The 13,834-nt window shown below is 64.5% G+C and carries 14 protein-coding genes; 12 read left to right on the plus strand and 2 right to left on the minus strand.

Going from position 1 to position 13,834, the window contains the following annotated elements:
- The 12 genes from VK804_RS27155 to VK804_RS27210 form a co-directional block, all read left to right on the plus strand.
- Window positions 1–1,098: ABC transporter substrate-binding protein (locus VK804_RS27155; protein ID WP_325375975.1), on the plus strand; the 1,098-nt coding region annotated here is incomplete at its 5' end.
- A 43-nt stretch (window positions 1,099–1,141) separates the two neighbouring features.
- The gene (locus tag VK804_RS27160) at window positions 1,142–2,068 is read left to right on the plus strand and encodes a branched-chain amino acid ABC transporter permease (RefSeq protein ID WP_325375977.1); all 927 of its coding nucleotides are present in this window, start codon (window positions 1,142–1,144) and stop codon (window positions 2,066–2,068) included.
- A complete protein-coding gene (locus VK804_RS27165; protein WP_325375979.1) occupies window positions 2,061–2,981 on the plus strand; it encodes a branched-chain amino acid ABC transporter permease in 921 nt (306 codons plus the stop codon). Before VK804_RS27160 ends, VK804_RS27165 begins: the two co-directional genes overlap by 8 nt.
- On the plus strand, window positions 2,971–3,702 hold the full coding sequence (locus VK804_RS27170; protein ID WP_325375981.1) for an ABC transporter ATP-binding protein: 732 nt from the start codon (window positions 2,971–2,973) through the stop codon (window positions 3,700–3,702). Before VK804_RS27165 ends, VK804_RS27170 begins: the two co-directional genes overlap by 11 nt.
- Complete coding sequence (locus VK804_RS27175) at window positions 3,692–4,411, plus strand: ABC transporter ATP-binding protein (RefSeq protein ID WP_325375983.1); 720 nt, start codon at window positions 3,692–3,694, stop codon at window positions 4,409–4,411. The genes VK804_RS27170 and VK804_RS27175 overlap by 11 nt, the downstream gene beginning before the upstream one ends.
- A complete protein-coding gene (locus VK804_RS27180; RefSeq protein WP_325375985.1) occupies window positions 4,411–5,751 on the plus strand; it encodes an acyclic terpene utilization AtuA family protein in 1,341 nt (446 codons plus the stop codon). Before VK804_RS27175 ends, VK804_RS27180 begins: the two co-directional genes overlap by 1 nt.
- A 1-nt stretch (window position 5,752) precedes the next feature.
- The gene (locus tag VK804_RS27185) at window positions 5,753–6,067 is read left to right on the plus strand and encodes an AtuA-related protein (protein ID WP_325375987.1); all 315 of its coding nucleotides are present in this window, start codon (window positions 5,753–5,755) and stop codon (window positions 6,065–6,067) included.
- A 142-nt stretch (window positions 6,068–6,209) separates the two neighbouring features.
- Window positions 6,210–7,559 carry an amidase gene (locus VK804_RS27190; protein ID WP_325375989.1) on the plus strand — a complete coding sequence of 450 codons (1,350 nt, stop codon included), beginning with the start codon at window positions 6,210–6,212 and terminating at the stop codon, window positions 7,557–7,559.
- Window positions 7,552–8,238 (plus strand): DUF2848 domain-containing protein, encoded by a 687-nt coding sequence (locus VK804_RS27195; RefSeq protein WP_325375991.1) that lies wholly within the window; start codon window positions 7,552–7,554, stop codon window positions 8,236–8,238. Before VK804_RS27190 ends, VK804_RS27195 begins: the two co-directional genes overlap by 8 nt.
- Before the next feature lie 262 nt (window positions 8,239–8,500).
- Entirely contained in the window at window positions 8,501–9,244 is a 744-nt protein-coding gene (locus VK804_RS27200) for a 2OG-Fe(II) oxygenase (protein WP_325375993.1), read from the plus strand.
- A gap of 11 nt (window positions 9,245–9,255) precedes the next feature.
- Window positions 9,256–9,909 carry a DNA oxidative demethylase AlkB gene (alkB, locus tag VK804_RS27205; protein ID WP_325375994.1) on the plus strand — a complete coding sequence of 218 codons (654 nt, stop codon included), beginning with the start codon at window positions 9,256–9,258 and terminating at the stop codon, window positions 9,907–9,909.
- 55 nt (window positions 9,910–9,964) lie between these two features.
- Window positions 9,965–11,209 (plus strand): MFS transporter, encoded by a 1,245-nt coding sequence (locus tag VK804_RS27210; RefSeq protein WP_325375996.1) that lies wholly within the window; start codon window positions 9,965–9,967, stop codon window positions 11,207–11,209.
- A 92-nt stretch (window positions 11,210–11,301) separates the two neighbouring features.
- Here VK804_RS27210 and VK804_RS27215 read toward each other — a convergent pair whose 3' ends face one another.
- Entirely contained in the window at window positions 11,302–12,927 is a 1,626-nt protein-coding gene (locus VK804_RS27215; protein WP_325375997.1) for a thiamine pyrophosphate-dependent enzyme, read from the minus strand.
- Window positions 12,924–13,829 carry a fumarylacetoacetate hydrolase family protein gene (locus VK804_RS27220; protein ID WP_325375998.1) on the minus strand — a complete coding sequence of 302 codons (906 nt, stop codon included), beginning with the start codon at window positions 13,827–13,829 and terminating at the stop codon, window positions 12,924–12,926. Before VK804_RS27220 ends, VK804_RS27215 begins: the two co-directional genes overlap by 4 nt.
- Window positions 13,830–13,834: the final 5 nt, after the last annotated feature.

Genomic DNA, 13,834 nt, shown 5'->3' on the forward strand with positions numbered 1-13,834 from the left:
GCGCTGAAGCTCTGGGCGGAGCAAAAGAATGCCGAGGGCGGGGTCTATGTGAAGGCGTTCGACAGGAAAATCCCCGTCAAGCTCGTCGCCTATGACGATCAAAGCAACACGGCCACAGCTTCTACGCTCTACAACCAGCTCATCACGCAGGACAAGGTCGATCTGCTGGTCGCGGATTCCGGCTCGGTTCTGACGGCGCCCGCGGTGGCGATCGCGCGGGACCACAAGATGTTCCTGTTCGACCAGACCGGCACCGGCGCCAGCTTCTTTTCCAAGGACAATCCCTATATCGCGCTGATGGCCGATCCGGTCTCCACCGTCTGGCCGAAGCCGGTCGCCGATTTCATCTCCCATGACGGCCCGGGCCTTGGCATCAAGAAGATCGCGATCCTCTACGCCACCAACGAATTCACGGGAACCCAGGCCAACGCCTTCCGCAAATTCGTGAAGGATTCCGGCGCGCCGATCGACATCGTCTACGACCAGGGCATCCCGACCGAGACCACCAACTACACCGTGATCATCAACAACATCGCCAACACCGAGCCGGACGCTGTGATCCATTTCGGCTACGCGCCGAACGACATCGCCTTCTTGCGCAACGTCCAGGACGTCGGTGTCAAGTTCAAGATGATGTTCTCGATCTATGCCGGGCTCGAAACCGAGCTGCTGGAGAAGAACGTCGGCGAGAAAGGCCTGGAGTATGTCTACACCTACGTGCCGCCCTCCGAACTCGAATATCCCGTCAATTTCGGCATGAACATGAAGGACTACAAAGCCGCCTGGGACAAGAAATACCCCGACGGCAAGATCGAGTTCGGCTTCAACGCGGTCGCCGGCTACACCACGGGCCTCGTGCTCGAAAAGACGCTGTCGGTCGCGACCAGCCTCGACCAGATGGAACTGCGGCGGGCAACCTTCAGCCTGTCCGGACAGCTCAAGACGCTCGACGGCACGTTTGCGCTCGACGAGATGGGCGGCCAGATCGGCGAATTGACGCCGCTCGGGCAGCTCATGATCGATCACGAGCACATCAAGTTCGTCTCGGTCTATCCGCACGAAACCGCTACCGGCAAGCCGGTCTATCCGCGTCCATGAGGCGAGCTGGGATCGGAAACGGTATGCCGGGGGCGACGCGCTGATGCTGGTTTACGCGCTCGTCGCCGGCGTGCTGTTCGGCCTGTATTTCAGCCTGGTCGGGATTGGCCTCAATCTCGTGTTCGGCGTCATGCGCATCGTCAATCTGGCGCATGGCGATTTCCTGATGCTCGGCGCCTTCGTCGCCTTCGGCGTGGTGTCGCTGGCCGGCATCGATCCCTTGTTCGCGGTGCCACTGGCGTTCGTGATCTTCCTCGCCGCCGGCCTGTTGCTCTATTGGGTGCTGGTGCCGCGGCTGCAGGGATCGGTGAATCCGGAAATGCTGTCGATCATCCTGTTCTTCGGGTTGTCGCAGGTGATCGAGGCCATCACGACCATCTTCTTCGGCACCAGCGAGCGCTCGATCCAGAGCCGCGCGCTCGGCACGGTGTTCTCGACCATCCGGATAAAACTGTTCGGCGGCAAGGCGGAGGCGAGCGGGCCGGTCCATATCTTCGGCCAGGGATTTCCGGCCGCCTGGGTGATCGCCGCCATTACCAGCCTGATCGCGATCGCGTTGGTTTATGTCTATCTGTATCGCACGCGGCTCGGGACGCTAACGCGTGCCGTGATGTCGCGGCGCGACGAGGCATTTGCCACCGGCATCGATGTCGACCGGGTCTCGGCCGCGGCCTTCGGCATCGGGCTCGGGCTCGCGGCGGTCGCCGGCGTGTTCGCGCCCTTCATGTTCGGATCGGTGACCCCGGCGTTCGGCGCCGATGCAACCGTGACTTCCTTTGCCATCGTGGTGCTGGGATCGCTCGGCAATCCCCTGGGGACAGCGCTCGGCGGCGTGGTCTATGGCGTCTGCTACATGCTGGTGCAGACCTATCTCAGCTCATGGGCGGACCTGTTGCCGTATGTGCTGCTGATCTTCATCCTGCTGCTGCGGCCGAGCGGCATCCTGGGAAGGCGGGTGCGCGTTGCCTAGCGCCTTCAAACACACGCTCTTCATCGTCGTGCCGCTGCTCGCCGTGTTCGCGGTGCTGCCAGGCGTCTACCAGAACCATTTGCTGCTGTTCAATTTCGTCATCTTCCTGATCCTCGCCCAGGGCGTGAACATCATCTACGGTTTTACCGGCTATCTGCCGTTCGGCTATGTCGGCTTCTTCGGCGCCGGCGCCTACGGCTTTGCGATCCTGGTGATGCATTATCAGGCGCCCGCGGCGATCGCCGTGCTGGCGGGCGGAGTCGTCGGTGTGGCGCTCGGGCTGTTGCTGACGCCGCTGCTGCGGCTGTCGGGGGCCTATTTTGCCATCGCCAATCTCGCAGCTTCCCTGGCCGTGCTGCACTTCGTCGCCAATCCGGCGCTGGAGAACATCACGCGCGGGCCCTACGGCGTGTCGCTGACCGACACCTTCAACCCGACGCTGGCCTATTCGGCCGCGCTGGTCGTGCTGGCGCTGACCTTGGGGGCCGTCGTGTTCCTGAAGAATTCCCGCTTCGGCCTTGCGCTGCAGGCGGTGCGGGAAGACGCGGTCTCGGCCTCGATGGCGGGTGTCGACGTGGTGCGGATGCGGGTGATCGCCTGGCTCACGTCCGCGCTGGTGGCCGGCCTCGCCGGCGGGGTCTATGCCTGGTATGTTTCGGTGTTCTATCCCGACAATGTCTTTTCCGGCGAATTCAGCATCTTTGCCATCGTATTCGCGCTGTTCGGCGGGGTCGCCACCATTACCGGCCCGATCGTCGGCGTCATCATCCTCTATGGCATCTACAATTTGATCGGTTTTACGACACCGCAATATTTCCAGCTGATCTACGGCCTGCTGATCATGGGGCTGGTGCTGTTTCTTCCCGCCGGCCTGGTCTCACTGGCAACGCGCAGGGGCTGGCATGTCCCCTGAAATCGCGCCCATTCTCAATGTGACAAAACTGGCAAAACGCTTCGGCGGCTTTTATGCACTCGACGGCCTGAGTTTCCATGTCACGCCCGGGGAGATCCTTGGCCTGGTCGGTCCCAATGGCTCCGGCAAGACCACCGCGATCAATGTGATCTCCGGGCTCTATGCGCCCGATGGCGGCGAGGTGGTGCTGGATGGCAGCTCGATCGGCGGGGTCGCCTCGCATCGGCTGGTGCATCGCGGCATCAACCGCACTTTTCAAATCCCAAAGCCGTTCCTGTCGCTGACGGTGCGCCAGAATATCGAGGTCGCGCTGGCCTATGGCCGCGCCGCGGTGGCGCCGCCTGATATGGCCGAATTGCTCGACGAATACCGCCTCGCCGAGGTCGCCGACCGTCCGGCATCCGATCTCAACAATGCCCAGCAAAAGATGCTCGATCTGGTGCGCGCACTCGCCACCCGCCCGCGGTTGCTGCTGCTCGATGAACTCGCCGCCGGGCTCAATCCGGCGGAACTCGACTGGATCGCCGAGCGGATCAAGGCGCTGGCGCAATCGGGCATCGCCATCATCGTGGTCGAGCATCTGATGGGATTCATCGAGCACATCACCGATCGCGTCATCGTCATGAACGCCGGCAAGGAGATTTTTGAGGGCAAGCTCGCGGTCGCAGTGCAAGTACCGCAGGTGATCGAGGTGTTTCTGGGAGGCGAGCATGCCGCCTGAGGCCGTCCCGCTGTTGAAGGCCAATGCCGTCGATGCCGGCTATGGCACCATGCAGGTGCTGTGGGGCGTCGATCTCGACGTGCGCGCGGGCGAAACCGTGCTGCTGTTGGGCGCCAACGGCGCCGGCAAGACCACCTTCCTGAAATCGCTGGTCGGCCTGATCGAGGCGCGGCACGGCAGCATCACCCTTGCCGGCGAGGACGTGACCCGGATGCGCTCCAGCGACCGGATGCGGCTCGGCATGACCTATATGTCGGAACTCGCGGTGTTTCCCGACCTTTCGATCGAGGAGAACATCCGCGTCGGTGCCCAAGCGCTCGGCCATGCCGATCCCGGCGCGCGCGCCCAGGAACTCTATGGCGTGTTTCCGGCCTTGCGCGAAAAACGCCGCGCGCCGGCTTCCAGTCTTTCCGGAGGCCAGCGCAAGATGCTGGGCATTGCCAAGGCGTTAGCCGCCGAACCTCGACTTCTGGTGATGGATGAGCCCTCGGCCGGGCTGTCCCCGCTGTTCGTCAAGGAGGTGATCCGGATCCTGAGCGATCTGCGCGGGCGGGGGCTTGCGCTTCTGATCGCCGAGCAGAATATCGGCTTCCTCGAGGTCGCCACGCGGGTGTTCGTTTTGGAAGGCGGACGGATCCGCTTTTCCGGGACGGTTGCCGAGATGACCGACAACGAAGCGCTGCGGCGCGCCTATTTCGGGCTGAAATGATGCGGACGATCAGGATCGGATCAGGCGCGGGCTATTCGGGCGATCGCATCGAGCCCGCGATCGAACTCGCCGAAAAGGGCGGCATCCAGTATCTGGTGTTCGAATGCCTCGGCGAGCGCACGGTGGCGCTGGCGCAGCAGGCGCGCATGAAGGACCCGGAGGGCGGCTACGATCCGCTGCTGGAGGAACGGATGCGGGCGGTACTGCCGGTCTGCGCCGCCAAGGGCATCAAGATCGTCACCAATATGGGCGCGGCCAATCCGCTCGCCGCGGCCCGGAAAACCGCGGAGATCGCAAAATCGCTGGGGCTGTCGAAGCTCAAGATCGCCGCGGTGGTCGGCGACGACGTGCTCGACGCCTGCAAGGACGGCGACCTCAGAATCATGGAATTCGACGGCACCATCAAACAGCTCGGCAACCGGCTGTTGTCGGCCAATGCCTATCTCGGCGCCGAGCCGATGGCGCAGGCGCTTTCCGGTGGCGCCGACATCGTCATCACCGGACGCGCGTCGGATCCCGCGTTGTTCCTGGCGCCGATGATCCATGCCTTCGGCTGGGCCATGGACGACTGGAACCTGTTGGGGCAAGGCACGGTCGCAGGCCACCTGCTGGAATGCGCCGGGCAAATCACCGGCGGCTATTTTGCCGATCCTCCCTACAAGGACATTGCCGACCTGGCGCGCCTCGGCTTTCCCATCGGCGAAGTCGGCGAGGACGGTTCGCTCGTCATCACCAAGGTCGAAGGCAGTGGCGGCGCGGTGACGGCGCGGACCTGCAAGGAGCAACTGCTCTACGAGGTGCACGACCCAAAGCAGTATATCCAGCCGGACGTGGTCGCCGATTTCTCGCAAGTGAAAGTCGAGGAGATCGCACCCGACCGCGTGCGCGTCAGCGGCGGGCGCGGCACCAAGCGCACCGGCACGCTGAAAGTCTCGGTCGGCTATATCGACAGTTTTATCGGCGAGGGCCAGATTTCCTACGCCGGCCCCGGCGCGCTGGCGCGCGGGCGGTTGGCGCTCGAAATCGTGCGCGAGCGGCTGAAGCTGACCGGCATTGAGGCAAGCGAGTTGCGGTTCGAACTGATCGGCGTCGATTCGCTGCACGGTTCGCAGGTTTCCGTGCAGGCGAACGAACCCTACGAGGTGCGCGTTCGCGTCGCCGGCCGCACCGAGAACCTGCGCGAGGCGGTCAGGATCGGCAACGAGGTCGAAACGCTCTACACCAATGGCCCGGCGGCGGGCGGCGGCGCTTTCAAGTCGGCACGCGACGTCGTCGCGGTGGCGTCGGTACTGCTGCCGCGTGAACTGGCAAAACCTTCGATCCAGTTTGTGGGGGGCTGACGTGACAAAGCTGCGCGAGATCGCCCATTCTCGCACCGGCGACAAGGGCAACACCTCCAATATCTCCGTCATCGCCTATGACGAGAAGCATTTTCCATTGTTGCTGGCGCAGGTGACCAGCGAGCGCGTAAGAGCGCATTTTGCCGGCGTGGTCGAAGGCGAGGTGGTTCGCTACGAGCTGCCCAACATATCGGCACTGAATTTCGTCATGACCGCCGCGCTCGGCGGCGGCGTGACGCGCTCGCTCGCGCTCGATGCGCATGGTAAATCGCTGAGTTCCGCGCTGCTCGATCTGGAGATCAAGAATGAACAATAGCCCGTCATGCCCGGCCTTGTGCCGGGCATCCACGTCTTCCGACGTCAAAAGCAATAAAGACGTGGATGGCCGGGCGCAGACAAGTGTACGTAGTCTGCGCAAGGCAGACTACTATGCCCGGCCATGACCGCGAGAGCGTGCGATGCTGAACATCCCGACCCTTGAGCAACTCGCCGACGATCTCGAAAGCGGCCGCACCTCTGCCCGCAGAATCGTCGATGGCTGCCTGGAGCGGATCGCTGATGCTAGCGGCGAAGGCGAGCGCGCCTTCATTCATCTCGACACCGAGGCCGCCATCGAAGCCGCCGAAGCGATGGACCGGCTGCGCGAGATCAAGGCCGCGCCGTCGCGCTATGCCGGGATTCCCGTTTCCATCAAGGATCTCTTCGATATCCGGGGGCAGGTGACCCGCGCCGGCTCGCGCGCGCTGGAGGATTCGGCGCCGGCGGAAGCCGATGCGCCCGTGGTGGCGCGGTTGCGCCGGGCGGGATTCGTGGTGATCGGCCGCACCAATATGACCGAATTCGCCTATTCCGGCATCGGCATCAATCCGCATTACGGCACGCCGAAAAGCGTGTGGCATCGCGATATCGGCCATGTGCCGGGCGGCTCGTCCTCGGGCGCCGCGGTCTCCGTCGCCGACCGCATGGCCCATGGCGCGCTCGGCACCGATACCGGCGGCTCGTGCCGGATTCCAGCGGCCTATAACGGCATCGCAGGCTTCAAGCCGACGCAGCGGCGGGTGCCGCTCGATGGCGGCGTGCCGCTGTCGTTCACGCTCGACAGTTTTGGGCCGCTGGCGCGCACGGCCGCCTGTTGCGCGGTGCTCGACGCCGTGCTGGCCGGCGAGCCCATCGTTCCGCTGCGGCCGCGCCCGATCAAGGGTATGCGGCTGGCGGTGCCGACCACGATCGCGCTCGACGAACTCGACGATGAGGTAGCGCGGACCTTCGAGCGCGCATTGGAAACATTGTCGCGGCAGGGCGCACTGATCGAGCGGATCGCGGTGCCGGAATTCCTCGATGTCGGGGTGATGAACACCAAGGGCGGCTTTGCGGCGGCGGAAAGCTACGCCTGGCACCGCTACCTCATCGCCAGCCACGGCGACGTCTACGACCCACGGGTGTCGGGGCGCATCCTGCGCGGCGAGGCCATCAGCGCGGCCGACTATATCGACCTGCTGGCGGCGCGAAAATCGCTGATCGCGCGCGCCGCCGCGCGCCTGGCGCCGTATGACGCGCTGGTCATGCCGACCACCGCCAACACGCCACCCGTTATCGCCGACCTCGCCGACGACAAGGTTTTTGCGCGGGAAAACCTGCGCTCGCTGCGCAACTGCACCCTGATCAACATGATCGACGGCTGCGCGATTTCGCTGCCCTGCCACCGCGAGGGCGAGGTGCCGGTCGGACTGATGCTGGCGTCATCGGGTGGCGCCGACCGCCGTATCCTTGAACTCGCCGCCGGAATGGAGGAGGCGATCCGTGTTTGATCTCGCTTTTACCGTCGATGCCCAGGACACCACCACCCCGCTGACGCTGGCGATCGATCAGGCCGTGATCGCGGGCTGGACCGGCCGCGATCCCGTGGCGCGCGACAGGCACATCGCCGAACTCGAGGCGCTCGGCATCACGCGGCCGCCGACCGTGCCGGTCTACTATCGCGTCTCGGCGCGGCGGCTGACCACTGAAGACTCCATCGAAGTCAGCGGCGGCGATTCCAGCGGCGAGGTCGAATTCGTGCTGATCGGCTGGCAGGGCCGCATCTTCGTCGGCGCCGGCTCCGATCACACCGACCGCAAGGTCGAGAGCTACAGCGTCACCGTGTCGAAGCAGATGTGCGACAAGGTGGTGGCGCCGGTGCTGTGGGAAATCGAGGACGTCATCGGCCATTGGGATCGGATGATTCTGCGCGCGTATGCTCTTATCGGCGGCGCGCGTGTGCTGTACCAGGAGGGCACGCTGGATCATATGCTGCCGGTCGAGCAACTGATCAGGGGTTGCTTCGGCGATACGCGTCTGCCCGATGGCTGCGCGATGTTCGGCGGCACCTTCGCGGCAAAAGGCGGCATCCGCCCGGCAAGCCGGTTCGAATTCGAGCTGGAGGATCCGGTGCTGAAGCGAACGATACGGCACGGCTATGATGTGATCGAATTGCCGGTGCTGGGCTAGCGAGATTGGACCGCGGCGGCTGTTCCCCCTCTCCCGCTCTTCGCGGGGGAGGGCCGGGGTGGGGGTACCCGACGAGAATTCCGGTGCGTGGTGAAAGCCCCCACCCGCCGCGCTCTATGAGCGCCATAGCCGAAGCTCCGCTTCGGCGTTCTTATCTAAGGACGGCCGCCGAAGGCGGCCTTTGCTCCCCCGTAAGCGGGAGAGGTGAAGACTGCCCGGAAATCGGGTGGTGCAGGACCCATTGATTTGCGAAAATCGCGTTATGAAATCAGCCGCAAAAATCCAATCTGCCTTTCCCTCCGACATCTCCGCGCGCGTCGAGGCCATCGACTGGCCGCAGGTCGCCCGCGAGCTCGACGCTCAAGGTTGCGCCGTGTTTAAAGGCTTGTTGTCCCCAGATGAATGCCGCGCGCTCGCGGCGCTCTATCCCGACGACCGGCATTTCCGCAGCCGGATCGTGATGGGTCGCCACGGTTTTGGCCGCGGCGAGTACAAATATTTTTCCTATCCGCTCCCATCCCTGATCGCGGAAATGCGGCCGAAGCTGTATGGGCGGCTTCGCGAGGTCGCCAATCGCTGGAACGAGGCGATGGGGATCGACATCCGCTATCCGGAAACCCATGGCGCGTTCCTGAAGCGCTGCCATGCCGCCGGCCAGGACCGGCCGACGCCGCTGCTCTTGCAATACGGTGAGGGCGATTACAACTGCCTGCATCAGGACCTCTATGGCGAACACGTATTCCCGCTGCAGGTCGCGATCCTGTTGTCGGAACCTGGCCGCGATTTCACCGGCGGCGAATTCGTGCTGACCGAGCAGCGGCCGCGCATGCAATCGCGGCCCGAGGTGGTGCCGCTCGGCCAAGGTGACGCGGTGGCTTTTGCAGTGCATGTCAGGCCGGTCGCGGGGACGCGGGGAACCTATCGGGTTAACCTGCGCCACGGCGTCAGCCGGATTCGCTCCGGCCACCGCCATACAATCGGTGTGATCTTTCACGACGCGAAGTGAGTGCGGGCCCGTTGACTGCCGATCTCTTTGAAAGCGTTGCCGACGCCAGCCGGTCGCAAGAGACCATCGCGGAGGGCGCCGTGCTGCTGCGCGGGTTCGCGCGGCCGATCGAGAACGAACTGATCGCGGCCCTGCGCGATATCGCGCAGCAAGCGCCATTTCGCCATATGGTGACGCCGGGCGGCTACGCGATGTCGGTGGCGATGACCAATTGCGGCAGCTTTGGCTGGGTCACCGATCGCGCCGGCTATCGCTATGATGGGATCGATCCTCTGACCGGAAAACCATGGCCGGCGATGCCGCCATCGTTTCGCGCGCTGGCGGAACAGGCCGCCGATCGTGCGGGGTATGCCGGCTTTTCGCCGGATGCGTGCCTGGTCAATCGCTATCAGCCCGGCGCAAAAATGTCGCTGCATCAGGACAAGGACGAGCAGGATTTTGCTGCGCCAATCGTCTCGGTCTCGCTGGGCCTGCCTGCGATCTTTCTGTTCGGCGGCCTGAAGCGCAGCGACAAGCCCCGCCGCTTCCGGCTCGAGCACGGCGATATTGTGGTGTGGGGCGGCCCGACGCGGCTTTTCTTTCACGGCGTCGCGCCGCTCGCCGACGGCGAGCACGCCATCCTCGGCCGGCAACGCATCAATCTGACGTTTCGCAGGGCGCTCTGAGGCGCGCTTTCCATCCGGGCCGCCTCTGGCTATGCTTCGCGGGCCGAGGTCCAGGATGAGCACGCCAGAACTGTCAGCGAACGCGAGTGCTGCAAGCGCCGATCGTACCGGCGTCTATCTCGCGATCCTGCAACTGGTGTTCACGCTCGGCTGGACCACCTATGTCATCTACCTGCCGAGACTTGCGGCCGAAGTCGGGATCGCGCCGTCGTCGGTGATCCTGATCCTGATGCTGGACCAGGCGATCTTCACTATTACCGATACCGCGATGGGGATCGCCGCCGACCGGATTTCTCGCATGGTCGGGCGGCTCGGGCTGTTCGTCGGCGTTCTGACCGCGATCTCCTGCCTCGCTTTTGTCGCGCTGCCGTTCGTGGCCGGCACCGGGGCGGGCGCGCAAGTCTGGTTCATCGCCCTGATCGTGATCTGGGCCGCCACCTCATCGGCGCTGCGTGCGCCGCCGCTGACACTATTGGGCAGGCATCGCGCCAAGCCACGGGTGCCGTTCCTGGCGGCGCTCGCGATGCTCGGCTACGGCCTCGCCGGTGCGGTGTCGCCCTATCTCGGCGTGGTGTTGGCCAAGCAGGATGCGCGGCTGCCGTTTGTGATTTCCAGCGTGGTGCTGTTGATCACGGCGCTGGCCTTATCGAGGGTCGAGCGCGATCTGACGCGCGACGCCTCAACGCCGCATGAGCCAACACAGGCGGCAAAGCCGCTCGGCAGGATGCCGGTGATCTTCATCGGTTCGATGGTCATTCTCGCGCTCGGCTATCAGCTGCATTTTTCCATCAACAGCGCGCCGTTCTTCCTGCGCTTCGCAAAGTCAGACGATCTGCAATGGCTGATGCCGGTGTTCTGGATCGGTTTCAATATCGCGATGTTTCCGGCAAGCGTGGTGACCAAGCACCGCGGCGGCCTGGTTGTGATGGGCGCCGCAGGCCTGTTGGGCGCGCTCGCGGTGCTCGGTGCCGAACTCGCGGGCGATCTCAACACCGAGATCGTGACGCAGTTCATCGCCGGCGCGGCCTGGGGCTGCATGCTGATGAGCGCGATTTCCGCGGCGCTGGCAATCGGGGATTCCGGCGCGGAAGGCAAGGTGGTAGGTTTGGTGTTCTCGGCATTGGCGCTGGCGACCTTTGCGCGGATGGCGGCGGTCGCCGGCGGTTTGCAGAAACTCCCCGACTATGCGCCGCTGCTGCACTGGGCGCCGGTGGCGTGCTGGTCGGTTGCCGGTGCGGGACTTCTGGTGATCGCGGCTTCGCGGGTGCAGGAGAGGGTGGCGAAGGCACGTGCGGTTTAAAGGTCATTCCGGGGCGATGCGAAGCATCGAACCCGGAATCTCGAGATTCCGGGTTCGCGTCTTCGACGCGCCCCGGAATGACGGCGAGAGACCTACGGCTTCGCCGGATGGATGAACGTCCACGGCGTCACCTCCGAATCCTTCGGGACCTCGATATCGACCAGATACGGCCCGCCATGGGCCAGCGCCTTTTCCAGCGCGGCGCGGAATGTATCGGGCGAGGTTACGCGCGAAGCGCCAACCCCAAAAGACTCCGCAAGTTTCACGAAATCCGGATTGACCAGATCGGAGGCGACCACCCGGCCGTCGAATCGCTGCATCTGGTCGCGCCGCACATTGCCATAGGCGTTGTTGTTGAAGACCAGCGTCACCACGCCGATGTTGAACTGCACCGCGGTCGCCAGTTCCTGCACGCCGAACATGAAACCGCCGTCGCCGGTTATCGCGACCACCGGCTTGTCCGGATTGGCCACCTTGGCGCCGAGCGCGGTGGGAAAGCCCGAGCCGAGCGTCCCCTGATAGCCCGACGTGATGAACGTGCGCGGCTTAAAGATCGGGAAGCCGTACCAGGAGGCGAAGCCGACCTGCGACAATTCGTCGGTGACGATCGCATCATCCGGCAGCACCTCGCGCAGGATATTGAGATACGCCATTTGCGGCTGCACCTTCTGGATCTCCTGCAGCGCCGCTGCTGAAGCCTCGCGGATCGCGGCACGGCGGCCGCTGGTCTTCTTGTAGCCGGCCTTGTTGACGGCGGCGCGCAGCTCGCGTGTGCCCGCGCGCGCATCGGCGATCACGGCGACGTCAGGCGTGAACCTGCGTATTTCCACCGGATCGATGTCGATGCGGACGGATTTCAGCCCATCGGGCCGGAACGGCCAGCGTGACATCGTCGGCAATTCCAGCCGGGTGCCGATCCCGATCATCAGGTCGGTCGTCGGCCACAGCCGATACGCCGCGGCCATCGTCAGCCCGAGTTCATGGGCGTTGGAGACGATGCCGCGGCCGCTGCGGAACGCCACCACCGGCGCGTCGATCAACTCCGCCAGTTCGAGGATTTCCTCGCGCGCGTGGATGGCGCCGCTGCCGACAAAGATCATTGGCCGCTTACTGCCGACGATCAGGGCGGCGGCCGACTTGATCCGGTCCGGATCGGGCCGCGGGGCAGGGAAGGGATCAAACACCTTGGCGGTACCGACCTCGGCGCGCTGGGTGAACACATCCCACGGCATTTCCAGCGCAACCGGCCCGCGCCGGCCCGACATCATCTCCTGGAACGCACGCGAAACCATCGCCGGCGCGTTATCGGGGTATTCGATGCGCTCGGCCCATTTCACGAAGGTGCGCAGCGTCGCGAGTTGGTCCGGCATTTCGTGCAGATGGCCGCGACCCTTGCCGAGAAATGTCGTCGGCACCTGTCCGGTCAGGCACAGCACCGGCTCGTTGGATCCGAATGCGGTGAGCATGGCAGCCCCTGCGTTGAGCACGCCTGGGCCGGGCACCACGCTGAACACGCCGGGGCGGCCGCTCGATCGCGCATAGCCATAGGCCATGTAGCCGCAGGCCTGCTCGTGGCGCGCGCCGATCACCTTCAATTGCGCCTGCTGAAACGCGTCGAACAGGCCGTAGATCTGCGCGCCGGGCAGGCCGAACACGGTGTCGACGCCGTGCGCGACCAGGCCCGAGACAATGGCTTCGCCGCCGGTACTCACTGTCATCGGTTTTTCGCCTCGCTTGCCAAGAGATTATTGATTGCTTCGTCGACCACGCCGTTGCGCAACACGCCGACGCCCTCGGCCTCGACCTCGACGACATCGCCGGGTTTCAAATAGCGCGGCGGATCGAACCGCGCGCCGGCCCCCGTCGGCGTTCCCGTGACGATGACGTCGCCGGGAACCAGTGTGGTAAAGGTCGAGATGTAGTTGAGGAGATAGCGGAAGCCGAAAATCAGCCGCGAGGTACGGTCGTCCTGCCGCATCTCGCCATTGACCCGCGTCGTCAGCCTGATGTCGGCGATCTGCTTCTCATCCGTGTAGGGCACGAGCCAGGGGCCGAGGCTGCCGGTCGATTCGAAATTCTTGCCCTGCGTGACATTGAATTTGGCATGCCGCACCCAGTCGCGGATGGTGCCCTCGTTGCACAGCGTCACCGCGGCGATGTGATCGGGCGCCGTGCTTTCGGGAATATGTCGGCCGGCCTTGCCGATCACCAGCACCACTTCGCCCTCGTAATCGAGTTGGTGTGACGCGCGCGGGCGCACCAGCGGCGTATTGTGGCCGACGAAGGAGCGCGGCATGCGCAGGAACATGCTCGGATATTTCGGGGCGTCCTGGCCGTCCTTGTATTCGGCGTTGCGGTCGGGATAGTTGACGCCGATGCAGATGATCTTTTCCGGCGCGGGAATTGGCGGCAGCCAGGTGATGGCGTCCAGCGCATGGTCCGGCGAACGCCCGACTGCGTCCTCCGCAAGCTTTGTGAGTGCACCGGCGGCGATGACTTCGCGTAGCGTGGGATAATCCTTCCCATGGCGCGCGGAGAGATCGACGATTCCGCCGTCGATGACGGCGCCGTATCGGGTCGAGCCGTCGACGGCAAAGGTGGCGAGGCGGGGTGCGGTCATGGGAT

The organism is Bradyrhizobium sp., assembly GCF_035484855.1.
GTDB lineage: Bacteria > Pseudomonadota > Alphaproteobacteria > Rhizobiales > Xanthobacteraceae > Bradyrhizobium.

Excerpts from the sequence above, each read along its gene's own strand:
- VK804_RS27160 (WP_325375977.1), top strand. The coding sequence starts at position 1,142 with ATGCTGGTTTACGCGCTCGTCGCCGGCGTGCTGTTCGGCCTGTATTTC.
- VK804_RS27170 (WP_325375981.1), top strand. The coding sequence starts at position 2,971 with ATGTCCCCTGAAATCGCGCCCATTCTCAATGTGACAAAACTGGCAAAA.
- VK804_RS27175 (WP_325375983.1), top strand. The coding sequence starts at position 3,692 with ATGCCGCCTGAGGCCGTCCCGCTGTTGAAGGCCAATGCCGTCGATGCC.
- VK804_RS27180 (WP_325375985.1), top strand. The coding sequence starts at position 4,411 with ATGCGGACGATCAGGATCGGATCAGGCGCGGGCTATTCGGGCGATCGC.
- VK804_RS27190 (WP_325375989.1), top strand. The coding sequence starts at position 6,210 with ATGCTGAACATCCCGACCCTTGAGCAACTCGCCGACGATCTCGAAAGC.
- VK804_RS27200 (WP_325375993.1), top strand. The coding sequence starts at position 8,501 with ATGAAATCAGCCGCAAAAATCCAATCTGCCTTTCCCTCCGACATCTCC.
- VK804_RS27210 (WP_325375996.1), top strand. The coding sequence starts at position 9,965 with ATGAGCACGCCAGAACTGTCAGCGAACGCGAGTGCTGCAAGCGCCGAT.
- VK804_RS27215 (WP_325375997.1), bottom strand. The coding sequence starts at position 12,927 with ATGACAGTGAGTACCGGCGGCGAAGCCATTGTCTCGGGCCTGGTCGCG.
- VK804_RS27220 (WP_325375998.1), bottom strand. The coding sequence starts at position 13,829 with ATGACCGCACCCCGCCTCGCCACCTTTGCCGTCGACGGCTCGACCCGA.